The sequence below is a fragment of the Candidatus Omnitrophota bacterium genome (assembly GCA_041648975.1).
Taxonomy (GTDB): domain Bacteria; phylum Omnitrophota; class Gorgyraeia; order 2-01-FULL-45-10; family 2-01-FULL-45-10; genus JAQUSE01.
Map to the genome: position 1 here is coordinate 61,900 of JBAZNZ010000002.1, position 23,351 is coordinate 85,250.

Annotated in this window: 23 protein-coding genes; 1 reads left to right on the forward strand and 22 read right to left on the reverse strand. The window is 49.1% G+C overall.

Going from position 1 to position 23,351, the window contains the following annotated elements:
• Window positions 1-27 precede the first annotated feature (27 nt).
• The 20 genes from phoU (WC592_00920) to WC592_01015 form a co-directional block, all read right to left on the reverse strand.
• Window positions 28-696: a phosphate signaling complex protein PhoU gene (gene phoU / locus WC592_00920; GenBank protein MFA4981015.1), complete on the reverse strand. Its 669-nt coding sequence runs from the start codon at window positions 694-696 to the stop codon at window positions 28-30.
• Between the two features lie 27 nt (window positions 697-723).
• Entirely contained in the window at window positions 724-1,479 is a 756-nt protein-coding gene (gene pstB / locus WC592_00925) for a phosphate ABC transporter ATP-binding protein PstB (protein ID MFA4981016.1), read from the reverse strand.
• 12 nt (window positions 1,480-1,491) lie between these two features.
• Entirely contained in the window at window positions 1,492-2,250 is a 759-nt protein-coding gene (locus tag WC592_00930; GenBank protein ID MFA4981017.1) for a phosphate ABC transporter ATP-binding protein, read from the reverse strand.
• The gene (gene pstA / locus WC592_00935; protein MFA4981018.1) at window positions 2,244-3,092 is read right to left on the reverse strand and encodes a phosphate ABC transporter permease PstA; all 849 of its coding nucleotides are present in this window, start codon (window positions 3,090-3,092) and stop codon (window positions 2,244-2,246) included. The genes WC592_00930 and pstA (WC592_00935) overlap by 7 nt, the downstream gene beginning before the upstream one ends.
• A gap of 65 nt (window positions 3,093-3,157) precedes the next feature.
• Entirely contained in the window at window positions 3,158-4,024 is an 867-nt protein-coding gene (pstC, locus tag WC592_00940; protein MFA4981019.1) for a phosphate ABC transporter permease subunit PstC, read from the reverse strand.
• A gap of 5 nt (window positions 4,025-4,029) precedes the next feature.
• Entirely contained in the window at window positions 4,030-4,884 is an 855-nt protein-coding gene (locus WC592_00945) for a phosphate ABC transporter substrate-binding protein (GenBank protein ID MFA4981020.1), read from the reverse strand.
• 113 nt (window positions 4,885-4,997) lie between these two features.
• Window positions 4,998-6,773, reverse strand: coding sequence for an ATP-binding protein (locus WC592_00950; protein MFA4981021.1), 1,776 nt, complete (start codon window positions 6,771-6,773; stop codon window positions 4,998-5,000).
• Window positions 6,751-7,473: a response regulator transcription factor gene (locus WC592_00955; GenBank protein MFA4981022.1), complete on the reverse strand. Its 723-nt coding sequence runs from the start codon at window positions 7,471-7,473 to the stop codon at window positions 6,751-6,753. The genes WC592_00950 and WC592_00955 overlap by 23 nt, the downstream gene beginning before the upstream one ends.
• 141 nt (window positions 7,474-7,614) lie before the next feature.
• Window positions 7,615-8,292 carry a phosphate signaling complex protein PhoU gene (phoU, locus tag WC592_00960; GenBank protein ID MFA4981023.1) on the reverse strand — a complete coding sequence of 226 codons (678 nt, stop codon included), beginning with the start codon at window positions 8,290-8,292 and terminating at the stop codon, window positions 7,615-7,617.
• Between the two features lie 75 nt (window positions 8,293-8,367).
• On the reverse strand, window positions 8,368-8,763 hold the full coding sequence (locus tag WC592_00965; GenBank protein ID MFA4981024.1) for a hypothetical protein: 396 nt from the start codon (window positions 8,761-8,763) through the stop codon (window positions 8,368-8,370).
• Window positions 8,760-9,518: a phosphate ABC transporter ATP-binding protein PstB gene (pstB, locus tag WC592_00970; protein MFA4981025.1), complete on the reverse strand. Its 759-nt coding sequence runs from the start codon at window positions 9,516-9,518 to the stop codon at window positions 8,760-8,762. The genes WC592_00965 and pstB (WC592_00970) overlap by 4 nt, the downstream gene beginning before the upstream one ends.
• 4 nt (window positions 9,519-9,522) lie before the next feature.
• Window positions 9,523-10,386, reverse strand: coding sequence for a phosphate ABC transporter permease PstA (pstA, locus tag WC592_00975; GenBank protein MFA4981026.1), 864 nt, complete (start codon window positions 10,384-10,386; stop codon window positions 9,523-9,525).
• Window positions 10,383-11,321 carry a phosphate ABC transporter permease subunit PstC gene (gene pstC / locus WC592_00980; GenBank protein ID MFA4981027.1) on the reverse strand — a complete coding sequence of 313 codons (939 nt, stop codon included), beginning with the start codon at window positions 11,319-11,321 and terminating at the stop codon, window positions 10,383-10,385. The genes pstA (WC592_00975) and pstC (WC592_00980) overlap by 4 nt, the downstream gene beginning before the upstream one ends.
• Before the next feature lie 25 nt (window positions 11,322-11,346).
• Window positions 11,347-12,291, reverse strand: a complete 945-nt coding sequence (locus WC592_00985; GenBank protein MFA4981028.1) for a PstS family phosphate ABC transporter substrate-binding protein — start codon at window positions 12,289-12,291, stop codon at window positions 11,347-11,349.
• Window positions 12,292-12,400: 109 nt separating this feature from the next.
• Entirely contained in the window at window positions 12,401-13,792 is a 1,392-nt protein-coding gene (locus tag WC592_00990; protein ID MFA4981029.1) for a putative porin, read from the reverse strand.
• A 45-nt stretch (window positions 13,793-13,837) separates the two neighbouring features.
• On the reverse strand, window positions 13,838-14,032 hold the full coding sequence (locus tag WC592_00995; GenBank protein MFA4981030.1) for a hypothetical protein: 195 nt from the start codon (window positions 14,030-14,032) through the stop codon (window positions 13,838-13,840).
• Window positions 14,033-14,067: 35 nt separating this feature from the next.
• Complete coding sequence (locus WC592_01000; protein MFA4981031.1) at window positions 14,068-14,427, reverse strand: response regulator; 360 nt, start codon at window positions 14,425-14,427, stop codon at window positions 14,068-14,070.
• 271 nt (window positions 14,428-14,698) lie between these two features.
• On the reverse strand, window positions 14,699-16,471 hold the full coding sequence (locus tag WC592_01005) for an ATP-binding protein (protein MFA4981032.1): 1,773 nt from the start codon (window positions 16,469-16,471) through the stop codon (window positions 14,699-14,701).
• Window positions 16,468-17,166: a response regulator transcription factor gene (locus tag WC592_01010; protein ID MFA4981033.1), complete on the reverse strand. Its 699-nt coding sequence runs from the start codon at window positions 17,164-17,166 to the stop codon at window positions 16,468-16,470. Before WC592_01010 ends, WC592_01005 begins: the two co-directional genes overlap by 4 nt.
• Window positions 17,167-17,204: 38 nt before the next feature.
• Window positions 17,205-18,308 (reverse strand): TIGR00730 family Rossman fold protein, encoded by a 1,104-nt coding sequence (locus tag WC592_01015; protein ID MFA4981034.1) that lies wholly within the window; start codon window positions 18,306-18,308, stop codon window positions 17,205-17,207.
• Window positions 18,309-18,888: 580 nt separating this feature from the next.
• Here WC592_01015 and WC592_01020 point away from each other — a divergent pair.
• On the forward strand, window positions 18,889-19,023 hold the full coding sequence (locus WC592_01020; GenBank protein MFA4981035.1) for a hypothetical protein: 135 nt from the start codon (window positions 18,889-18,891) through the stop codon (window positions 19,021-19,023).
• Window positions 19,024-19,120: 97 nt separating this feature from the next.
• On the opposite strand, the gene WC592_01025 is transcribed toward WC592_01020, so the two are convergent.
• Both WC592_01025 and WC592_01030 read right to left on the reverse strand, forming a co-directional pair.
• Window positions 19,121-20,722 (reverse strand): CTP synthase, encoded by a 1,602-nt coding sequence (locus WC592_01025; GenBank protein MFA4981036.1) that lies wholly within the window; start codon window positions 20,720-20,722, stop codon window positions 19,121-19,123.
• A gap of 2 nt (window positions 20,723-20,724) precedes the next feature.
• Window positions 20,725-23,334: a PEP/pyruvate-binding domain-containing protein gene (locus WC592_01030; GenBank protein MFA4981037.1), complete on the reverse strand. Its 2,610-nt coding sequence runs from the start codon at window positions 23,332-23,334 to the stop codon at window positions 20,725-20,727.
• Between the last annotated feature and the right edge of the window lie 17 nt (window positions 23,335-23,351).

Consider the following 23,351-nt stretch of genomic DNA (forward strand, 5'->3'; position numbering starts at 1 on the left):
ACAATAATAGTATGCCGAAAAGTTCCGTTACTTCAGCTTTTCAGGGTGGTGTTTGACGACCTCGGCCTGGACCATATATATGACGTCTTCGGCTATATTTGTAGTATGGTCGCATATGCGCTCCAGGAAGCGGGCTATGAGCAGCAGTTGAACGGCCCTCGGGGCCGTAGAAGCATCTTTAACCATATAATCCTCTATCAACTCTTTTTGTATCGCGTTCCTAAGGCGATCGGCCTCGGAATCGGACAGCGCTACTTTTTTCGCCGACTCTATGTCCCCTTTGATGAACGCGTCTATCGCCATCCTCACCATGCCTTGCGCGAGGGCCGTCAATTTCGGTATATCCACCAGAGGTTTCAAGAAAGGTTTATCGACGATCTCCAAAGTGCGCTGGGCTATATCTACCGCTATATCGGCTATCCTTTCGAGTTCCGAATTTATTTTCATGGCGGTAGCGATGATGCGCAGGTCTTTTGCCATAGGCTGATAGCGGGCGATCAGGTCGATGCATCTTTCATCGACTTCCAACTCCAGTTTATCGACAAACTTATCGGCATCGACCACGGCCTGGGCCATCCCTCTATCGCGGTTCTTCAGCGCCTCTATCGACTTATAGATGGCCTCTTCGGCATAAGCCCCCATCCTCAGGATCTCAATATTCAGCTCTTTCAGTTCCTGGTCCATGTGGCGTTCCATATCGATCTCCTTTTCCCTTTTTACTTTTTAACCGTATCTTCCTGTAATGTAATCCTCTGTCCGCTTATCGCGCGGAGCGGTAAATATCCGTTCGGTCTTGTCGAACTCCACAAGTTCGCCCAATAACATGAATCCGGTATCGTCGGAGACGCGCGCCGCCTGCTGCATGTTATGGGTCACTATTATTATAGTATAATCGGACTTCAATTCACGCATTAATTCTTCGATACGCATCGTAGCCTCCGGATCGAGAGTCGAACAGGGCTCATCCATTAACAGCACATCCGGTTTAACGGCTATAAGCCTGGCTATGCACAGCCTCTGCTTCTGTTCCAATGACAGGCCGAGAGCCGGCTTATTCAGCCTGTCCTTTAATTCATCCCAAAGGAGGACGCTCTTCAGGCTCTTCTCCGCTATATCATCAAGCTCATCGCGTTTTACGTTATCGGCGTGTATCCTCTCTCCGAAAACGATATTCTCATATATGGACAGAGGGAAAGGATTCGGACGCTGGAAGACCATGCCGACTTTTTTACGCAGACGCACCAGGTCTGTGCAGGACTTAAGGATGTCCGCGCCGTCGATCAGGATCTCGCCTTTTGTCCTCACTCCGTCGATCATGTCATTCATCCTGTTGAAGACCCGCAGCAAGGTAGACTTACCGCAGCCGGAAGGCCCGATCACAGCAGTGATATTCCGCTCCTTAAAAACCGCGTTCACGTCTTTTAGCGCGCGAAAGCTGCCGTACCACAAGTCCAGTTTTTTTATCGCTATCTTATCCATGATGTTTAGGCCTTATCCGAATTTTCCTCTTACATATCCGTCAGTGCGTTTGTCGGACGGCGCGGTAAATATCTTTTCCGTCCTGTCGATCTCTACAAGTTCTCCGTTCAGGAAGAACGCAGTCCTGTCAGCCACCCTCGAGGCCTGTTTCACGTTATTTGTCACGAGCACTATCGTATATTTTTTCTTTAACTTGAGCATAGCGTCTTCTACCTTGGCCGTAGATATCGGATCCAGCCCCGAACACGGCTCATCGAACAGTATCACCTCCGGCCCTACCGCCAGGGTCCTGGCTATGCAAAGGCGCTGCTGCTGCCCTCCCGATAATTTGAACGCGGATTCTCCCATCCTGTCCTTTACCTCTTCCCATAGATAAGCTTCTTTCAGCGCATTCTCTGTTCTTTCGCCCAGCTCCCGTCTGTTCGTTAAACCGTGCCTCCTCAACCCGTAGGCCACGTTTTCGAATATTGACAGCGGCAGCGGCAGGGGCAGGGCGAATACCATACCCACTTTTGCGCGCAGCTCTTCAGCGTCGACCTTGCGGATGTCCTTGCCTTCGAACATTGCTTTCCCGCTCATCTTAAAATCGGCGGACAGGTCATTAAGGCGGTTGAGCGTCCTTAAAAAGGTCGTCTTGCCGCTGTTAGAAGGCCCTATCACGCCCAGTATCTCATTGCGGCGCACACCGAGGCTTACCCGCCTCAAGACATGCGCGCTGCCGAACCATATATCTAGGCCATTTATTTCAAAGACTTCGCTTCTCTCTACCATTTCTTCCTCTTCCTGAATTTATAACGTATTACGATCGCCACCAGATTCATAAACAGGACGAGCGCCAGTAGTACGAGCGCCGTGCCGTATCTTATCTTTTCGTCTACATTAGGGACCTGGGTCGATATGACGTAAAGATGGTATGGCAGCGCCATAGCCTGGTCGAAGATGGAATCCGGAAGCCGCGGCAGATAGAACGCCGCTACCGTAAAAAGAATAGGCGCTGTTTCGCCGGCCGCCCTCCCGAGGCCCAATATCGTCCCTGTCAGGACGCCGGGTATCGCGTTCGGAAGGACGATATGCCTTATCGTCTGCCATTTACTCGCGCCTAAAGAGAGGCTCACCTCCCTGAACGAATACGGGACGCTCTCCAGGGCCTCGCGCGATGTTGTGATTATAATAGGTAAGATCATGATGCCCAGTGTAAGCGAGCCTGAAAGTATCGAAGCGCCGAATTTGAAAAATACTACGAACATCGCCAATCCAAAAAGCCCGTAGACGACAGACGGCACGCCGGCAAGATTCACGATCGCGAGTTTTACGATACGCGTCAAAAGGTTGTCCCGGGAATACTCGCTTAAGTATACCGCCGCCAGCAGCCCTATCGGCAGGGCAAATATGATAGCGCCCGTTACCAGATATATTGTTCCGACGATCGCGGGGAATATGCCGCCCGCGCGCATACCCTGGCGCGGTATGTCCGTCAGGAACTGCCAGTTTATCGCCGGCAGCCCTTTCTGGATTATGATCACGACAATGAGCCCTACCGGCACGACTATCAAAAGAGTCGCCAGAAAGAGAAAGAAGAACGCTATTCTTTGAGACCTGTGCGGGTTTTTCATCCTTCGACGCGCTCCTCATTTCATTCGTCACTTGCTCAGGATGACCCTGAGCGAAGCCGAATGGGTCATCGCTGCCTTTTATGTAAAAACAGGTCCGCCGTCACGTTCACGGCGAAACTTATCACGAACAGGACTATCCCGACGGCGAAAAGGGCAAAATAATGTTCGCTGCCTACAACGGCCTCGCCCATCTCAGCCGCGATAGTCGCTGTAAGCGTCCTCACCGGGACAAGGATGCTCGCGGGGATAACGGCCGCGTTACCCGTGATCATCATGACCGCCATCGTCTCTCCGATGACCCTGCCTATACCGAGCATCACCGCGGCCAGAATGCCGCTTGACGCCGCCGGCAGCATAACACGCCGGATGGTCTGCCAATGCGTAGCGCCGAGAGCGAACGCTCCCTCTTTGTAACTCTTCGGGACCGAGTAGAGCGCGTCTTCGGCTATCGAGACTATCGTGGGCATGGCCATGAACGCCAGCATTATCGAGCCCGACAGGGCCGTCAATCCTGTAGGAATATGGAACAGAGTCTTCACCAGCGGGACTAGCGTCACCATACCTACGAATCCGAGGACGACGCTCGGTATGGCGGCCAGTAATTCTATCCCCGCTTTTAAGACCTCTTTTGTTTTGACGGGCGCGACTTCGGCTATATATATAGCGCATCCTACCCCTATAGGGATGGATATCACCGCGGCGCCGAATGTGACCAGAAGAGAACCGAGGATGAGCGGCAATATCCCGAGCTGCGGCGGCTCTGAGATAGGATACCAGCTCTTTCCAAAGAGGAATTTAAAAGGACTTACAGTATTAAATACCGCAAGCCCCTCTTTAAGCAAAAATAAAAATATCAGCACGACAAAAAATATCGAAGCTAAACCGCAAATAAGGATTAACTTTTCAATAATGAATTCTTTTATCTTACGCATTGAGTTTATTCATTAACAGGCACGAAGTCGGTTGCCAGGACAATTTCCTGGCCTTCTTTCGAGAGCGTATAATCGATAAACTTCTTTACCAGGTTTTCGGGATTGCCGTTGGTATAAAGGAAAAGGGGCCTCGATATCGGATATCTGTTATTCAGGACATTCTCTATCGTAGGCGCGACATATTCGGACTTTTCGTCTTTGGCCACAGCTACGGGCTTTTGCTTTGGCGATATATACCCCATGCCGTAATATCCAATGGCCGAGCGGTTACCCGCAATTTCATCGGCAATGGCCTGCGACGATGAGAGCATGAGCGCGGCCGGGGCGAATTCCTCGCTTCCGCCGGCGTTGCCTCCCCTCAATACGTGCTCCTTAAAATATACATGGGTCCCTGAATTAACCTCGCGCGACAGGACTACTATCTTCTCATCGACACCGCCGACGTCTTTCCAGTTTTTAACAGCCCCGGTAAATATACCGGCCAGCTGTTCTATAGTAAGCGCGCTAACCGGGTTCCCGGGATTCACCACGACGACAAGACCGTCGAGCGCGACTTTTATCTCCTTCGGATGTATCCCTTTTTTTTCCGCGATGGTTATCTCTTTCCCCTTGATATTCCTCGAGCTCATAGCGATGTCGCAGGTCCCGCTTATCAGGCTCGACAGCCCCGTTCCTGACCCGCCTCCCGTGACCGCCACAAAATCAGCAGGGTCTTTCTCCATGAATTTCTCCGCCCATGCCTGGCCGAGATTGACCATCGTATCAGAGCCTTTAACCTGGATAGAATTATTCTCTTTTGCCGCGAACGCGGATGACGCTAGCGTCAGCGCTATAAGAAATAGCATAAATTTTTTTAACATAAATCCTCCTTGATTTCACCCAAAGTATACTACTTCCGTATTATGCGTATATGAGGACGATGTTAAATCTGTGTAAATTACTGCCGGTTACGAGGAGATGTGATATACGCAGGTTATTTAGGAAGCGTGAAGTAGAACTTCGACCCGAAACCCTCGACGCTTTCTACGCCGACTTTCCCTCCGTGTAATTCTACGATATGCTTGACGATAGAAAGCCCGAGCCCGGTACCGCCCAGTTCGCGCGAACGCGCCTTGTCGACCCTGTAGAACCGCTCGAATATCCTGGGAATATCTTTTTCGGGAATGCCGGCGCCTGAATCTTCAACGGTGATCTTCACTTCACCGTCTTTTTCCTCGCCGACGATCCTGATGCTCCCTTTATCCTTATTGAATTTTATCGCGTTATCGATCAGGTTGGTCAATACCTGCTCTATCCTGTTCTCATCGGCCATGACCGAGATCCCCGGCGCCAATTCGTTCATCACTTCTATACTCTTCTTGCGCAGCTGCGATTTAAACCCCAGGATAATCCCCTCGGCCAGCCGTCGCAGGTGTATCTCTTTCTTCTCAAGCGCGATCTCTTTCGATTCGAGATGCGACAGGGAGAGCAGATCGTCGACCAGGCTATTGAGCCGCTCGGCGTGCTCCTGGATGATCCTTAAGAATTCGCGGCTATTTTCCCTGTCATCCACTGCGCCGTCTAAGAGCGTCTCTACGAAACCTTTGATCGATGTGAGCGGCGTCTTCAATTCATGGGATACGTTGGCGATGAAATCGCTCCGGATAGTCTCCAGCCTCCTGATCTGGGTTATGTCATGTATGACTACCAGGCATCCCGAAACGTCTTCATTGTCGAAGATCGGCGCGGCGTTCACCTCAAATATCCCGCGAATGGGATAGACAAGCTCGATATGGGCTGAGGCAACCTGTCCATCCCGCAAAACGGCGTTTATGACTTCTGAGATATCGTTATTGCGTATCGTTTCCAGGAATGCCCTTCCATGCGCGTCTTTCTTTAATACGCCGAATATCTTCTCTATAGTGGGATTGATGGAGACGATACGCCCCTCTCTGTCTATTATTATGACCCCTTCGACCATGCTGCTGAATATCGCCGCGAGTTTCTGATTCTGGGCCTTGATCTCGGTTATCTTACTTTCTATATCCTCTGCCATATTATTAAGCGTGTCTGCCAGCTCTCCCATCTCATCTTTGGGGCCCTGTATGATCCTGCGGCTGAAATCGCCTTTTGAAAATCTGCGTGAGATCTGGATAATCCGTCTTACCGGCTTCATGGTATTCTGCGCTACCAATGAACCCAGGACAAATGCAAGCGCCAGGGCAAATAGAAATCCCGCGGCGACTATCTTTCTTATGGCTGAAAGCGTCTGCTGTACGCTTTCCAGGGTAAGAGCTAACCTCAATACGCACTCGGGCCTCTCCTTATTTTTAAGCAACAATGCCGCATAGAGCATATCGATCTTCAGGGTCGGGGAATAACGGATATCCGTGCCTGTGCCGCCGTCCCGGGCGCTCCTCACCTCCGGCCGGTTCAGGTGGTTTTCCATTCTCGAGATATCTTCAGAGGTTTTCCCGGAATCCGCGAGGACTTTGCCGCGGTCATCGATGACGGTGATCCGGCATTTAGCCTTAAGACTGAGCTCTCTTACCAGCCTGATCAGAGAGGCATGTCCTTCCTCATTAAGGATATCTGCGGTGATCCGGCTCCCGATCAAATTTGCCTGCGTGATGAGGGTGTCCTTGATATTGCGGAGGGAATTCTCTTCCAGGTTCCTATCGAGGAAGAATGCCACCAGACCAAATGACGTCAATATTACAACGGCATACGATAGGATCAGTTTTGATTTAAAACTTATTTTTGCCGCCATCCGACACCCGGTCTTCGTCGTCGAACCTGTACCCGTAATTCTTGACTGTCACAATGCGCCCCGATTCGCCCTTCAGCTTCTTTCGGAGCGTCGTTATGTGCACATCCACCGTGCGCGTCTGTATCTCCGAGGCCTGGTCAAAACCCCAAATATTATCCAGCAGATAGTCGCGCGACAGGACCCTGCCCTTAGCCTTTATGAGCGTCTTTAGAAGTTCAAACTCTTTGGAGGTGAGCTCTATTGCCTTGCCTTTAACCGTCACCGCTATCCTGGACAGGTCGATCACGAGGTCGCCCGCTTTCAATATATCTTGCGGCTTGCCCTTATCGCCCGCCCTGCGCAAAACCGCTTTTATACGCGCTATCAATTCCCGAGGGCTGAAAGGCTTTGTAATATAATCATCGGCGCCCAATTCAAGTCCGACGATCTTATCCGATTCCTGGCTTTTCGCTGTAAGCATTATTACGGGGATAACTGTTGTTTTAGGATCCGCTTTAAGGACTTTGCATACCTCTAAGCCGTCAATGCCGGGAAGCATAAGATCTAGGATGATCAGGTCGGGCCGTCCGCTCTTTACCGCCGCCCCGGCGTCTTCCCCGCTTCGGACGGATATAGTCTTAAAGCCTTCCTTCTTGAGGTTGTACTCCAGCATCTTGACTATATCTTTTTCGTCTTCGACGAGCAGTATGGTCGCTTTCATCGCTCTCCTGAAAAATAGAGGATTCTCGTGGATATTCTATCAGACTATTATCCGCAAGACAATGGTATTGTTTCTGCGCGGTAATTTTATCGGTAGGCAGGTTTGAGTATAGCTCGCAAAAATTTCATTACGCGGCCGGCTTTATTTATCGCCTGTTAACTTCTCGGGATGATGTTTGACGACCTCGGCCTGGACCATATAGATCACATCTTCCGCGATGTTGGTAGCGTGATCGCATATTCGCTCAAGGAACCGGGCTATCAGGAGAAGCTGAACAGCCCTTGGAGCCGTAGAAGCGTCTTTAGCCATATAGTCTTCTATCAGCTCTTTTGTTATCAGATTCCGCAGCTTATCGGCCTCGCCGTCGGATAATATGACCTTCTTGGCCAGTTCCACGTCACCCTTTACAAATGAGTCCACAGCCATCTTAACCATATTTTGGGCTACTACCGTCAGTTTAGGGATATCGACTAAAGGTTTAAGCAAAGGTTTGTTGACTATCTCAAGCACGCGCTGCGCTATGTCTACGGCGATGTCGGCTATCCTTTCAAGCTCGGCGTTTAATTTCATGCCGGTTGTGATAAAGCGCAGGTCTTTGGCCAGGGGCTGGTGTCTCGCGATAAGATCTACACATTTTTCGTCTACGACCAATTCAAGCCTATCGATATTGTTATCATTCTCTATTACCGCTTTTGCCAGTTTCGCGTCCCTCCCCTTTAACGCTTCTATGGACTTATGGATGGCATCCTCGGCAAAGATCCCCATCTTCAATATATCCTGGTTCAGATCCTTTAATTCTTCGTCAAAATGTCTTTTCATTGAAATTTCCCCTTTTTTCGCTATGAAATTTCATCCCGAGCCGCTGTCATCTAATTCCCGCGGCGAGGGACTACCTTATCTCTGTTTCTGCAGGTCAAAATGTATCTTCCGCGGAAGCTCCGTTCTGATACGAAGCACGGCCTCTTGCGGCGGAAATTTTTCGTCTATCGGGATTGCCCGGATCTTCACGTAATCGTCCTTATCCAATATGCCGGTAAACCGGTAGACAAAAGGCGTTGTGCCTATTAATTTTCCGTCCCACTTGATCCTGGCCTCGCTCGGCCCGGCAGTGACCCGTATCTCGTATCCGTTATATTCATACGACTTGCCGTTATACCAATAATTGTTCGGCTCCACCGGATTGAGCTGAAAAGAGCCCAACGCGGAGACAGCATCGGAATTGCGTATTTCATCGACAGACGCGCACGACGACAATAATAAACAAACGGCGATACATGCGATAATTTTCATCCGAACCTGCCTGTTATGTAGTCTTCGGTAATCTTTTTACCCGGCTTGGTAAACATTATACTCGTAATATTATACTCCACAAGCTCCCCCAACATGAAGAAGGCCGTGAAGTCGGAGATCCTTGCCGCCTGCTGCATATTGTGGGTCACGATAATTATGGTGTACTTTTTCTTCAGCTGTTGTATCAATTCCTCGATCTTCAGCGTCGCGGTAGGATCCAGCGCCGAAGCAGGCTCATCCATAAGTATTACCTCGGGCTCGACCGCCAGGGCCCTTGCTATACAAAGCCTTTGCTGCTGGCCGCCGGAAAGCTCGAAGGCGTTTTTATTGAGCCTGTCCTTCACCTCATCCCATATGGCTGCGTCTTTCAAACTCTTTTCCACCCGATCCTGTATATAGTATCTATCCTTTACGCCGTTTATCCTTAAGCCGTACGCCACATTATCGAATATCGTCTTCGGGAAAGGGTTTGATTTTTGAAATACCATTCCTACTTTACGCCTTATATTTACAACGTCTACATCTTCATCGTAGATGTTCTTGCTATCCAGTATTATCCGCCCCTCAGCTCTCGCGCCGAGTATAGTGTCATTCATGCGGTTTATGCTGCGCAAAAACGTAGACTTACCGCATCCCGACGGTCCGATGATGCCGGTCACTTTATTTGTGGCGATATCCATCGACACATTTTTTAACACCTGCATCTTGCCGTAGTAAAAATTAAATTTCCCGACCCTTATTTTAACATCTTCCATTGGCTCACTCCACCCTGACCTTTCTTAAATGATACCGCAAAATCACGGCGCATAGGTTCATAATGAACACAAGCGCGATCAATACCAGCGCTGATCCGTACGCTATAGGCCTTACTTTGCTTATCGCATGGTGCTGGGTCGACATTATATAGAGATGGTATGGAAGCGCCATAAATTGGCTAAATACGGATTTTGGCAAAAACGGCAGAAAAAACGCGGCCCCCGTAAAAAGTATGGGCGCCGTCTCTCCGGCGGCGCGGGACAAGCCCAGTATGGTGCCTGTTAACATGCCCGGTACGGCATACGGCAATACATTCGTCTTTATCGCCTGCCATTTAGTCGCTCCCAACGCTAAAGCCCCTTCTCTATATGAATTTGGGACGTTCTTTAACGCCTCTTCGCTTGCCGTGATCGTCCAGGGCAGGGTCATTAGCCCAAGCGTTAACCCTGCCGACAGGATACAAGTTCCGAGATTCATCATCTGGACAAATAATATAACACCAAAGAGCCCATATACTATTGAAGGAACTCCCGATAAATTGCGGATAGCCATCCGGATCAGCCGCGTTATCTTGCCGTCTACCGCATATTCATTTAAATAAACAGCGCATCCCATCCCTAAAGGGATCGCCAGTAAAGCCGTTATAAGAGTGACTAAAAAAGTGCCCACTATAGCCGGCAATATACCTCCTTCGGTCATGCCGTTCCTGGGCATGGACGTCAGGAACTCCCAATTTATCACGCCGATACCCTTGCTTACAATGTCATACAGAATGACTATTAATACAGCCATGACGACGCCTATGCATAGCCTGAGGATATTGAAACCCAAGCCGTTCCTTAGCTGTTTTGTTTTAACGGAGTTCATTTTAATACTCTCTGGTATTTATGCAAGACAACATCCGATATCATGTTTATAATGAACGTTATTATGAACAACACAAGCCCTATGCCGAAAAGCGCGTAATAATGGGTGGTATCATACGGGACTTCGCCTAATTCAATAGCTATCGTCGCGGTCATGGTCTGGACAGATTGCAAAAAACTATGCGGCATAGCGATGGCGCAGCCAGTGGCCATTAAGACCGTCATAGTCTCGCCTATAGCCCTTCCCATCCCGAGCATGCTGGCGGCGATTATACCGGAAAGGGCGGCCGGTATCTTTACCCTGACGAGCGTCTGCCACTGTGTGGCTCCCAGCGCGAGCGACGCCTCCTGGAATGATTTGGGGACGCTGTTAAGAGCGTCTTCCGATAAACTTATAATCGTAGGCAAGGCCATAACGGCGAGAAGGATCGAGCCGTTAAGCGCGTTTAAACCGCTCGAGAGATGGAATACCCTGGCGATAAGGGGTCCTACCAATACTATCCCAAGAAAACCTATTACCACAGAGGGTATCCCCGCAAGTATCTCCACTATAGGTTTCGCTATCTCCCTGACGCGCTGGCTCGCAACGTCCGAAAGATAAGCCGCTGTCCCTATGCCCAGCGGTACAGCTATAAGAAGCGCGCCTATAGACACCATGAGTGTGCTCACGAACATAGATAATATGCCGTACGAAGGCTTTACAAATGTGGCCGTCGGGTTCCATACCGCGCTGAATAGAAATTCACCGAGTCGCACATCTTTAAAAGCGGGAAGAGCCTTAGTGACCAGCAGTATAAATATGCCGATGAGGATAAATATTACCAATAACCCGTTAAAAAAGAACAGGCCATGGATAAGCTTCTCCTTAATACTTCGACAGAGCTCAGTATTAACCCTGAGCGAAGTCGAAGGGTTAAGATTGTTATGTTTAGCCATGGCCTGTTATTACCTTTACTATTTATTATCCGGCTCCCAGATTCGTCTCTAAATCTTTCGGCCTCATCGGGCTTTCCCTTATTCGTCCCGACCTGCCCAATGTCTGGTCGTTATACGTCTGGTATTCGTCCGGTATGGCAAAAAAGCCTTCTTTCTCGACTATCGCCTGGCCTTCGGCGCTCAATTCAAACTCGAGAAAACTTTTAGTCAATCCCTTGGGGGTATTATTGATATACTGGTTCAACGGCCTGGTTATCGGGTACCGTCCGCTCTTGACGTCAGCCATATTGAACGGATCGTAATAAGTAGCGCCGACCTTGGTCGCTACCTTTAATACTTTTATGCCCGTTGCTTCTCTGGCGTAGCCTACGCCGACATATCCTATACCTGAAGCGTCCTGTTTTAAGGCCTCGGCTATCTGCGCGTTGCCGTTCATGCTCTTCAGATTTGGCGAGTACTCCCCGAACATGACGTTTTCTTTCATGAAGTCATATGTTCCGGAATTCGATTGCCTGCCGTAGAGAGCGACAGGAAGGTCATTCCCTCCCACCTCGCTCCAGTTTTTGATCTCTCCCCTGTATATCTTTCCAATCTGATCTACCGTAAGCCCATCGACGGGGTTCCGGGCGCTTACTATTATGCTGAGGGCGTCTATAGCTACGACTATCCTCTTAGGATCGACGCCTTTTTTGTTTGCCTGCTCCACCTCGCTGGCCTTTATCTGGCGGGACGCGTTCGCGATATCGCAGTTTTTGTTTATAAGGGCGGCTATGCCTGTGCCGGACCCTCCTCCTGTAACCGCGATACCTGTGCCGGGTTTCTTATCCATATATACTTCGGCCAGTTTCTGCACCATATTGATAAGGGTGTCGGAGCCCTTTATCTGCGCCATATCTTCAGCCCTGAGACACAAACCCGGCGCTAAAAATAGAAGCGCCGCCATCGCTAATGTTGTTTTAAGTCTACTCATCGATATTCCTCCTGGTTAAGTAAACGAGCCTGCTAACACTTTAATATTACTATTTAATTGTTACGATCATGTGACGCGCCTGTAAATTATACGTAAATTTACCAAAGCGCTAGAACTTGGTTACAAGGTCGATCTGAAGCTCATGCCACGGGTCAAGCTTGTCCCATGACTTGATCGGCTTCATCCAGTAATATTCGATGTTTAAGCCGGTATTCTTGAATAACTGGTATTCGAATGCCAGATTAATACCTTTACCGTTCGTGCCGCCTTCGGACGGTAAGCCGTTTGTGTTAGCGCTTGTTCCGGCCGCGGTATAGGTGCCGAATCCGTAGAAGTCCGAATCCGGGGTAAAGTCGGTAACAGCGTCGCGCTCTATGTAACGCCATTCCGTCCTGAACTTCCAATCTCCAGGGGCCTTCAGCTTCTTTTTGCCTATGTAAGTTCCCAATAAGAACCCGTTGTTCTGATCGGAACATCCCATATTGTGCACGAAATCGGCGTAGAAACCGTGCGGGAACGCGATATCCATAATCTTCGCGTTGTCCACTTTGAGCAGGATATCGAACAGGTAATAGTTGAACCTGTCTGTATTCGTCGGATTGTCAAGTCCGGCGCCGTTCCACCAGCGCGAGTTTGTGCCGGCTGATCCGGTAGGGGCCTTGTTTTTAAGGTGCGTGAAATCCCACATGGTGAGGGCCAGGTTCACTTTTGTATCGAGCGGTCCGAACGGCGCCGTCTTCCCTCCGACCTGGTATCCGAATAAGAGAGGATCCGCGCTCATGCTGGCGGCCTCATCTAACCAGTGAAATCCAATATTGGAGTAGAGATTTATGTCGGGCAGTATGCCGCTCTTCAGGTCCGGGGATACATACTGGAACGCTATACCGTTCAAATTTATGTCCGAGTCCCATACGAGCTCGGAGTTTTCATATGGATTGACAAACCTTCCCAGCCAGAGCTTGGCGTCGCTGAAATACTCTCCGTAATCCCTGACGATCTCGCTGGGCGCCTCGGCCCTGATATAGTACTGGTCGAACATTACATAATCTTTAGTGAAGTAGCCGTCGAGAGTGTCGTTCGTGGACCTGGCGCTCGTCGCTCCGCCCGCGAACCTCACCCCGCCGTACATGAAGTCATTTATCTTCCCCTCCATGTAGAACCGGCCGCGCACCCTCTCCCTGATCCGCTGATGCTTAATAGTCGAGCTGCTGCTGGAAGTGGTGCTTGGCTTCCCCCAGTCCGCTTGCGTCCTGAATCTAATATCTCCGCCCCACTTTATCCTCTGGGTCCATTCAGGCACAGAAAGAGACTTCGCCTGGGCCAGGTCTTTCGATACCTGCAGCTTCGTTTCATCCAGGATGATCTGCGCTTCGGCGGGTGACAGGACATTCTTATCTACCAGCTTTTGCACCAAAATGTCGACTTCGCCTGCCTGAGAGCGCGTCTCGCACATTAACAGGAACAGGCCCCCTAAAACAGCCGCTAATAATATCCTTTTCATTATTTATCCTCTCCTCTTTTTATCACTAATATATTTTTAGGTTATTCAACTGTTCCTATATATAGGCTCAAAGTCCGTTTTTCGGATCCTTCTCAGGTTCCTCTCGATATCATGCATCTCTTTGGCATAATACGAGCTGTGGTCTTTCCATTTTTCATCATTCTCTATTTGAGACAGGATATCTTTAAGACGATTGACTTGAGCTCTAACGCCCCCTATTATAAGTTCTTCTTCAAACAAGGATTCACCTCCTTCCTTATGATTGTGGAGCTGTCTTAAACATACGCCATTCCTTCTACCAGGTAGCCCGCGCCTTTGATCGTTTTTATGATCTGCGGATTTTCCGGGTCAATTTCGAGTTTCTCCCTTAGGTGCCTTATATGGACGTCTATATTGCCGAATTCAATTTCATCTTTATCGCTCCATAAGAGTTTACAAACTTCCCAGCCGTCTATTTTGGGGAGCATTAGATCGAGGATTATAAGATCCGGGGTCTCTCCCCTTGCTATGGCCAACGCTTTTTCGCCGTCATTGGCGGACAAGACTTCGTAGCCGGACATATTCATGTGCAGGCCTACCAGTGACACCAGTTGCTTTTCATCGTCAACGATCAGTATTTTCTTTTTTTTCTGCATATATGTCTCTCCCTTAACCGGTTTTTTCCGCCGAGTTCATTCAAGAGTTCTATAATAAACTCCGGACGATTTCTGCGGGGCTTAACATAAATAAACAGAATAAAAAACAAGGTCAAGAATAAGGCGGCCGCGACGGGTATTTGAATGGTATCTTTTATCATCTTGCCACCGCTCCTTATTTGTACAATGAAAGTATAGCGTGGCGAGGTGACAAAATCTTTAAGAGAATGTGAATTATGTGTGAACTTTATTGGGGTATTATTTACGGGATTTAAGCTATCGGAATGGTAAAACTGAATGTGGAGCCCCGGCCGGGCGTAGATTGGACCCATACCTGGCCGTTGTGGGCTTGAATGATATGTTTGACGATGGAAAGTCCTAAGCCGGTCCCTCCGAGCTCCCGGGAGCGGGCTTTATCGACCCTGTAAAACCTTTCGAATATCCTGGGCAGGTCTTTTTCGGAAATGCCGATACCTGTGTCGGAAATATCGATTTGGACAACATTTCCTTTGTCCGATGCGTTTATAGCTATCGACCCTCCCTCAGGAGTATATTTAACGGCATTATCTAAAAGATTCAAAAAAACCTGTAATAATCGTTTATTATCTCCGGCTACTTTAGCGGCATTATCCGGGATATTTACCTTAACGGAGAGGGATTTGTCCTTGGCTGGTCTTTCCAGCACATTCACGCAGTGGTTTACAATGGGCAGGATTTCCAGCGTTTCAAATTCCATCTTCATATTACCGGATTCTATCCTGGAAAGGTCCAACAGGTCATTTATAAGATTTGCCAGGCGGTCACTATCCTGATAAATGATGCCGAGGAATTCTTTGACAGTATCCTCATTATCGACCTTACCGTCTAAAAGCGTTTCCGCGTAACCTTTGATGCTTGATATCGGGGTTCGTAGTTCATGTGAAACATTCGCCACAAAATCCTTACGTATATCCTCGAGACGTTTCAATTCGGTAATATCATGGAAAACGAAGACGGCGCCTTCGACGATATTCTCTTTGACTATAGGCACTCCGTTTATCATTATCGTCTTCTGTTCCGGCGCGGCAACCGCGACCTCCTGCGTTAGGACCTCCCTATTTTCATTTAAAACCCTGTCCACGATCTCTTGTATCGCGTTATTCCGTATCACTTCCAGGGGTTTTTTGCCCTCCGGGGATGAGTCGATTAAAAATAGTTTCCTGATCGATGGATTCATCAGCAGGATCCCGCCTTTTTCGTCCGTGAGCATTATCCCCTCGAACATGCTTGAAAGTATCGCCTCCAGCTTGGCCTTTTCGGACGATATGCTCTTAACCTTGGCATTTATTTCGTCCGCCATATCATTCAATGCCCCGGCGAGATCCCCCGTTTCATCGCTAGAACGCACTATCACCTTTCTTGAAAAATCTCCCCCTGCAAGGCGTTTTGCGATAGCGGACATTTCGGAAAGGGGCTTTGATATCATGATCGAGACAAAAAAACTCGCAATCAAAGTGGCAAGGATGGCAAAAATGACCGCGATGCCTATAGTCTTTAGCATCTTTGACTTCATAAGCTCTATGTCCTGGAACGGAATGGCCAATCTCAATATGCCGGCAAGACTGCCCTTCCCCAGGGGAACAGCCATATACAGCATATCTTTCCTTATGCTTGTGCTAAAACGCTTGCTCCGGCCAAGACCTTTTTTTAGAGCATCCTGGACTTCCGGTCTTGTTATATGGTTCTCAAGCCTTGACAGATCATTTCCGTCTACTTCGGAATCGCCGATAACAATACCCGCGGGGTCAATTATTGTCGCGCGCACGCTTAAACTCCGGCCTATCCTGTCGGCAAGATCGTCCGCGCCGGCGGAGGTTATCTTACGGATCAGTTCGTTATCGATAAGATCCTTATTTAATAGGAGGTCTTTCTTAAGGTTGTCCTGTATGCGGGTTTCAACGTAGGTCTTAAGGTGGGTATTAATATAAAAATATGTAGCTGTAAGTATGAGGAGTACAATCGAACAAAATATAAACGTCAGTTTCCAATATATCCTAATCCTCATTCATCCTCTTCCCTGAATTTGTAACCAAGGCCCCTTACGGTTTCGATAAGACGTCCGAATTTGCCCAGCTTCTCTCTGAGGCGCTTCACATGCGTATCGATAGTGCGCGTATCGACTCCTGTGCCCATATCCCAGACATCGGACAAAAGCCTATCCCGCGTCTGGACCCGGCCGCGCCGCTCAAGGAACGTCACTAACAGCTTGAACTCCATGTGTGTAAGCTCTATGGCCCTTCCCCTTACGGTTACTTTATGCTTCGAAAGGTCGACCGATATATCCCCTGCCATCAGGATGTCTTTTTTCGATTCTTCGACCTTACCTCTTTTCAGGATCGCTTTTACCCTTAGCACCAGCTCCCTTGGGCTGAAAGGCTTGACCATATAATCATCGGCGCCGAGTTCAAGGCCTACTATCCTGTCGACCTCTTCGCCTTTAGCCGTAAGCATTACTATAGGTATATTTTTAAGCTTCTCTTTCTCTTTTATTGCGCGGCAGGTCCCGAAACCGTCTATACCCGGAAGCATTATGTCGAGTATTATTAAATCTACCGGCCGGTCATTCAATATCTCCAGGGCCTTTTCTCCTGTCGCGGCAACTATGCATACGTACCCGGTCTTATCGAGGTTAAATTTAACCAATCTGGATATGTGCTTATCGTCTTCGACTATTAGTATGCGCTCTTTCACCCCGCCCATCCTTCCCGACCCCTAACCCATCATAGGATGGGCGGGGTTCATAGATATCTGTCTTTATTAATTACGTGAATCATCTCGCAGAGCCTGCCGTAATCACGCAGATTGAAATTCATCGCTATCCTGGGCAGGTCAAGAAATTCCTCTTCCTGGATCTCCTTGTCCGTTGGGGTCGAACGCCTGACATCGCCTCTTGTCAATCCCTCGACGCGCTTCGCTTGCCCGGGATTGATCCCGAGCTTTCGCCGAGGGATCAATATGTCTTTAAATTTTCGATTAATAAGCTTTAGAGTATTCCCGGATATCTCTTTATTCAGCCTTATCACGGTCAGGCCGGAAACGTACCTTATAGAGTGATATATGCTGTAAAAATCGTCTATATATTTTACCGCCTCATCAGCGGTTTTAGCGATATGGAAAAGCTTGAGATCTTCCTTTTTAATGAAGCCGTTCTTAAGCAGGTGATCTTTAACGTAACGTTTCCAGGCCTCCCAGTATGTCGAACCTTTCGGTTCCATTAAAACTATCGGCCTGGGCCTGGATTTACCGGTCTGCACGAGGGTAAGCATCTCGAATCCCTCGTCATGCGTGCCGAACCCCCCGGGGAAAAGGGCGGTGGCGTCGGTCTCTTTCACGAAGATCAGCTTCCTGGTAAAGAAATATTTGAAGTTTATTATCTTGTCTTTTTCGTAAATGTACGGATTGGGCTTTTGTTCGAAAGGAAGCCTTATGTTTAACGCGAACTCTTTCCCCGGCTGGGCGCCTTTATTACCGGCTTCCATAACTCCGGGGCCGCCTCCGGTTACAATCATGTAACCCTTGGCTGTCAGCTTCCTTGTAAATTCCTCAGCCATCTTATATTCAGCCGATCTCTTAAGCGATCTCGCCGACCCGAAGATTATAACCTTTTTAACATCTCTATAAGGAGAGAATATCTTGAAAGAATAACGCAATTCTTTCAGCGCGTTATTCACCAGCTTCAGATCGCCTCTATCGCCGCATTCTTTTCCAAGCTTTACGGCGGTAGTGAGTATTTCACGCAATATCCGCTCTGTCCCGGCAGAACCCGACCTCTTCGCAAGCTCATCTATTAAGCCGTCTATCGCGCTGTCCCCGATCTCGTATTCTTTATGCGTGTTTTTCATCGTTTTCCTGCGGGTGGCTGTATTTTAGGTTATTCTAGCAGACAATCGCATGTAAGACAATTGCATTATTTCAGCGCAGTCAGTAAACCTAATCCTTGTTATGTGAGCACTAGTCTCTACATAAAATTTACGGGGCCTGCCACTCCTTCGCCTTTTGTTCAAAAGGGCTCGTATGGGTTTATCCCGCCATCTGTTTAGCTCGGGGCGGGATCCCGCCTCAAGTCTCACTCCGGGCGGGACAATCTATCACGAGTATATTCTATGCGCGTATCTATGTATCCCGAACTATAGTCTTTAACATTCGGGCACCCCATCCGTTCCTGCCACCTGTAAGCATAAAGGCAGGAACGGGTTTACAATCTGTAGTCGTAGGGGAGGTTTAAACCTCCCCTACGACATAAGCGCGTATCTATGTGCGCCGAACTACACTCTTCTGTATTCGGGACACCCCATCCCTGCCCGCCTGACTTAGTTTGCTGCGATCAGGCGGGCATACTTCGCCCTTATCATAAAAAGTCTCAAGCCGCGTCACCCGAAAAATTTCCAGATAGAATAAGGCTGAATAACCTAAGCCGACGTTATGATGAGCACTGAAAATATGGGTAATTTGGAAAGCGTCTCTACTATATATAATCTATATTCTTCGAGCGAGGCCGAAGGCCGAGTCGAGAAGTTCCACGAAAGATGCAGAAAGTTCTCGACTCGCCAGACTTAGATCACAGCTCACTCGAACAATAAAGGGAATCCCGCCCGGAGTAAACCAGGGGGCGGGACCCCACCCCGTGCTATACTCCGGGCGGGGAAATTTCGCCCTACTTGTTCCTGAGCGCCGCCTTGATAAAATCCCTAAATAGCGGATGCGATTTATCCGGCTTTGATTTGAATTCGGGGTGGAACTGGCATGCCACGAACCACGGATGGCCGCGCAGTTCTATTATCTCGACGAGGCCCTTCTTTGGATAGATGCCGCTGAATGTCATTCCCTTCTTTTCTAAAGACAGCCTGTATTTATTATTAAATTCGTATCTGTGCCTGTGCCTTTCACATACCTTGCTCTTCCTGTACGCGTCATGCGCCTTCGTCCCTTTCTTAAGCGCGCATTCCGAAGCGCCCAGGCGCATCGTAGCGCCCATAGCCTTGACATGTTTCTGCTCTTCGAGAAGGCTTATTACGGGGAATCTTGTCTTTCTTTCAAATTCAGTCGAATTAGCGCCTCTCATCCCGCAGACGTGCCTGGCAAATTCTATTATCGCCGTCTGCATGCCTAAACATATCCCGAGATACGGTATCCTGTTCTCGCGCGCATACTGGATGGCCATTACCTTTCCTTCGATGCCGCGGTTGCCGAAACCGCCGGGAACGAGTATCCCGCCCACGCCTTCCAGATGGGCATGCGCCCCGTCTTTCTCTATGTCCTCGGAATCGACCTTCCTTATTACCAGTTTCGCGTCATTCTCTATCGCGCCGTGGACCAGCGCTTCATATATGGATTTGTAGGCGTCCTGCAGAGTCATATATTTACCGACTACCGCTATCTTGACCTCTTTCGAAGGGAATTTAACGCGTTTTATTATTGAATTTTCCCATCCGGATATATCGCCGTCCTGGCACTTCAGGTTCAAGAGGCGCACTATAAGTTTGTCGAGTCCCTCTCTCTTAAGGCATATTGGAACCTCGTATATGCTTTCTACGTCTACCGCCTGCACCACACCTTCTACATCTACGTTGCAAAAGAGCGCGATCTTCGCCTTTGTCTCGGCCGTAAGATATTTTTCGGTCCTGCATACTATGATGTCGGGTATTATGCCTATTTCGCGGAGCGTTCCCACGCTGTGTTGGGTAGGTTTGGTCTTGATCTCTCCGGCGGATTTTATATATGGGACAAGGGTCACGTGGACGTTTATGGCGTAGTCCCTGCCCACTTCAAGGCGCAGCTGCCTTATAGCCTCAAGGAACGGCAGGCTCTCTATGTCTCCGACGGTCCCGCCTATTTCCACGATAACGACGTCCACCCTTTTATCCTCCGCTACTTTTTTAATGCTGTCTTTTATCTCGTCCGTGATGTGCGGGATTATCTGTACGGTAGAGCCCAGGTAATCGCCCCGGCGCTCTTTTGTTATTACGGAATAGTATATCTTACCGGTCGTGATGTTATTGTCCCGCGTGAGGTGAGCGTTCGTGAACCGCTCGTAATGGCCGAGGTCGAGATCGGTCTCGGCGCCGTCGTCGAGGACATAGACCTCTCCGTGCTGATATGGATTCATAGTGCCCGGATCGACATTTATATAAGGATCGCATTTTATCAGAGTGACCTTCAGCCCTTTGGACTCCAGTAATTTGCCGATAGACGACGAGGTTATCCCTTTCCCGAGACTTGAAACGACGCCGCCGGTCACGAATATATATTTTGCCATTTCTATACCCTTTCCTTTCCGGCTTCAGGCTTTTCTTTCTTCCCAGCCGAAAAACATACTATCCTCTGCGACACGACATCAGACATTATTTTTAATTCCCTGGCGCCCACGTCATACACGCTCACGATATCTTTAAACCTTGGAGATTGGGGCGCCATCTTCAGGAACAGGTCTTTTGACTTTGAGAGCCATCCGCGGTTAAAGACAACCTCTTTCTTTTCGGGAAATAGCGCTACGTAGAATATATTCGTCTCCACAAGGTCCTGGAAGAAATGAGTGCCGAATGAAAGTTCCGGCATGAGATTACCGGCGGTAAATGCCATCTCCGCCAGTATGGCGACATTGTTTATCTCGGCGAATTTCACCGGTATCCCGAGAGACGGCGTAGTCGAGCCCCATCGTCCGGGCCCTATCAGGATGACAGGCATCCTTTCCCTGTTATCGATCTCTCTATTCAACGCGCCGATGAGCCGCGCAACCTCATATTTATCCGATTGCGTAAGGGCGGAATAACCTTGCGGATCGACGTAAATAACCCTTCCGATCTCCTGGGATATGTTGCCTCCCAGAAAATATCCGCGTGATTCAAAGAGCGTCTCTTCTTTTCCGGCGTGGTCCGGGATAGCCACTTTCCTGCCCAGCCCGCGCGTTTGAAGCGGCCTGCACTGAAGAAGATTTATCTTGAACTTGTTCCCTTCGGTGAAATTTACCGTAAATTCTATCTCGACGGGATAATCATAGTCCTGCTCGAGGATCTTCAGCATCTTCTTAAAATGCTCTACCAGGGAATTGTCGCGCAGCGCATTATCAAGCGTCAATATCCAGTATCTTTTACCTTCCGGCGCATTATCGCCCATGATGAGCTTAGCCTCATCGTCTTCGGCGGCCACGCGGCGCGTGTGGGCGTAAGATATCCCGCTTATCAGGTCTTCGAAGGGGACCGTCTTCCACGTATTATCTTTTACGTCTATCAAGTCCACATCGTGCTGGGAGAACTTTCTCAGGTCGTCCCTCTCCGAATACGGCCTCCTGAACGGATCGTCGAGGGCGACCATCCTGGGATAATCGCCTTCGACGCGGTTCACAGCCCTGGTGCCGAGGCCGAATACGAGCCTCAGCATTCCCGCTTCCGGGTTCATCTTATCGCTCCATACATAAGTGTTATGGGACACGCCTACTCCGGCCAGGTCAGGGAAGAAATAGTTCTTGTGATGGGCGCCGGAAACGCGCTGCACCAGGAGCGCCATCTGCTCATCCATCTTATCCAACCCTCTCTGCTTCCTGTACACAAGCGCGTCTTCGTTCATGGTGCTTGCGTATATCCTTTTGACGGCTTCCGCGAACTGGATATACCTCTGTTCCGGGCTTCCCTGGTTGGCCAGGAATATGCTCTCGTATTTCCCGGCGAACGCGTTGCCAAAACCGTCTTCGAGAAGCGAACTCGAACGTATTATGATAGGCGACGAGCCGAAATATTCTATGATCTGCTGGAAATGTTCCATTATCTCTTCCGAGAATACGCCGTAGAGCATCTTCTCTTTCAATATCTTCGCTATCGGAAAATATCCCTCTTCGGTCTTCTGCTGCATCCTGAGCTTCCACCAGCGGTTCTCGACTATGTAAGAATAGAATATGTCCGAACCTATATAGAACGAGTCGTGCGGCTCGGAAACGGTCCGCCAATCCGACCATTTCTCGGACAATATCTTCCTCGCGAGCAGCATACCCACGCTCTTTCCGCCTATGAATCCCGTCCCGATCAGCCTGGACTTTATCTCTATCAGTTCCTCAAGCGTGAAATTCTGCGTCGCGAGCGAAAGGACCTTCTTGTTCTTCGTTATCATTATCCCGCAGAGCTTCTTTATCATTTCCTTCGCTTTGTTCTTCAATGCGCCCGGTCCCGCCAGTTCCTCCGCTTCCATGAAAAGGCGGTCCCAGTAATCGAGATTCCTCTTTGCGCTCTCGGCCCCCTTTTCGCGGATGTACGAGAGTATCTTCACCGCGTTGACGCTGTCCGTGATCGGGATGAACCTCTCCCCTTTCTTCTGGTGAGGGAGGAACATCGTCGGCGAATATCTGTTCCATACCTTTAACGGATGTATATACAGGCTGCCCTCGCAATGGTATACGTCCATGAGTAATTGCGTCGTCTCGCGAATGCGGGCTATCGATTTGAAAGAATGATTGTTCCTCAGTATCGAGAAATATGTGAAGGTCTTGAGCTCGTAGAGGTAAGGGCATGTGACCATGAAAAAATTCCCGACCATAAGGTCGGTTGCCCATGCCGAGCGGAGCTCCGACAGGCAGTCGAAGACATAATAGGCGCCGTCGCCTTCCTGCGAGATGATATTATTCACTTTTGTCGTAAACGATTCGAATCCCGCGTCGGCGTTAAGCTCATACCGCTTTACGCGCTTCGAGCTTTTCAGGAGCTCCTTGTGCGAGGCAAACCTCAAATATATTACCCTCTTGCCGCCTTTGAGAGCCTCATCCACAAAAGGCTTCACGAGGTCGATATAATCCTTTATGTCGTCTATCTGCCAGACGACATTATCCCCGACCCTGAGGCCGGTTATCACATTATCCAAACCTTTTATTCCCGTGCTTATCATATCGGTATCCTTTTATC

What these genes read in the sequence shown, in the direction of transcription:
- phoU (MFA4981015.1), bottom strand. Translation starts at nt 696, where the DNA reads ATGGAACGCCACATGGACCAGGAACTGAAAGAGCTGAATATTGAGATC.
- pstB (MFA4981016.1), bottom strand. Translation starts at nt 1,479, where the DNA reads ATGGATAAGATAGCGATAAAAAAACTGGACTTGTGGTACGGCAGCTTT.
- WC592_00930 (MFA4981017.1), bottom strand. Translation starts at nt 2,250, where the DNA reads ATGGTAGAGAGAAGCGAAGTCTTTGAAATAAATGGCCTAGATATATGG.
- pstA (MFA4981018.1), bottom strand. Translation starts at nt 3,092, where the DNA reads ATGAAAAACCCGCACAGGTCTCAAAGAATAGCGTTCTTCTTTCTCTTT.
- pstC (MFA4981019.1), bottom strand. Translation starts at nt 4,024, where the DNA reads ATGCGTAAGATAAAAGAATTCATTATTGAAAAGTTAATCCTTATTTGC.
- WC592_00945 (MFA4981020.1), bottom strand. Translation starts at nt 4,884, where the DNA reads ATGTTAAAAAAATTTATGCTATTTCTTATAGCGCTGACGCTAGCGTCA.
- WC592_00950 (MFA4981021.1), bottom strand. Translation starts at nt 6,773, where the DNA reads ATGGCGGCAAAAATAAGTTTTAAATCAAAACTGATCCTATCGTATGCC.
- WC592_00955 (MFA4981022.1), bottom strand. Translation starts at nt 7,473, where the DNA reads ATGAAAGCGACCATACTGCTCGTCGAAGACGAAAAAGATATAGTCAAG.
- phoU (MFA4981023.1), bottom strand. Translation starts at nt 8,292, where the DNA reads ATGAAAAGACATTTTGACGAAGAATTAAAGGATCTGAACCAGGATATA.
- WC592_00965 (MFA4981024.1), bottom strand. Translation starts at nt 8,763, where the DNA reads ATGAAAATTATCGCATGTATCGCCGTTTGTTTATTATTGTCGTCGTGC.
- pstB (MFA4981025.1), bottom strand. Translation starts at nt 9,518, where the DNA reads ATGGAAGATGTTAAAATAAGGGTCGGGAAATTTAATTTTTACTACGGC.
- pstA (MFA4981026.1), bottom strand. Translation starts at nt 10,386, where the DNA reads ATGAACTCCGTTAAAACAAAACAGCTAAGGAACGGCTTGGGTTTCAAT.
- pstC (MFA4981027.1), bottom strand. Translation starts at nt 11,321, where the DNA reads ATGGCTAAACATAACAATCTTAACCCTTCGACTTCGCTCAGGGTTAAT.
- WC592_00985 (MFA4981028.1), bottom strand. Translation starts at nt 12,291, where the DNA reads ATGAGTAGACTTAAAACAACATTAGCGATGGCGGCGCTTCTATTTTTA.
- WC592_00990 (MFA4981029.1), bottom strand. Translation starts at nt 13,792, where the DNA reads ATGAAAAGGATATTATTAGCGGCTGTTTTAGGGGGCCTGTTCCTGTTA.
- WC592_01000 (MFA4981031.1), bottom strand. Translation starts at nt 14,427, where the DNA reads ATGCAGAAAAAAAAGAAAATACTGATCGTTGACGATGAAAAGCAACTG.
- WC592_01005 (MFA4981032.1), bottom strand. Translation starts at nt 16,471, where the DNA reads ATGAGGATTAGGATATATTGGAAACTGACGTTTATATTTTGTTCGATT.
- WC592_01010 (MFA4981033.1), bottom strand. Translation starts at nt 17,166, where the DNA reads ATGGGCGGGGTGAAAGAGCGCATACTAATAGTCGAAGACGATAAGCAC.
- WC592_01015 (MFA4981034.1), bottom strand. Translation starts at nt 18,308, where the DNA reads ATGAAAAACACGCATAAAGAATACGAGATCGGGGACAGCGCGATAGAC.
- WC592_01020 (MFA4981035.1), top strand. Translation starts at nt 18,889, where the DNA reads ATGATGAGCACTGAAAATATGGGTAATTTGGAAAGCGTCTCTACTATA.
- WC592_01025 (MFA4981036.1), bottom strand. Translation starts at nt 20,722, where the DNA reads ATGGCAAAATATATATTCGTGACCGGCGGCGTCGTTTCAAGTCTCGGG.
- WC592_01030 (MFA4981037.1), bottom strand. Translation starts at nt 23,334, where the DNA reads ATGATAAGCACGGGAATAAAAGGTTTGGATAATGTGATAACCGGCCTC.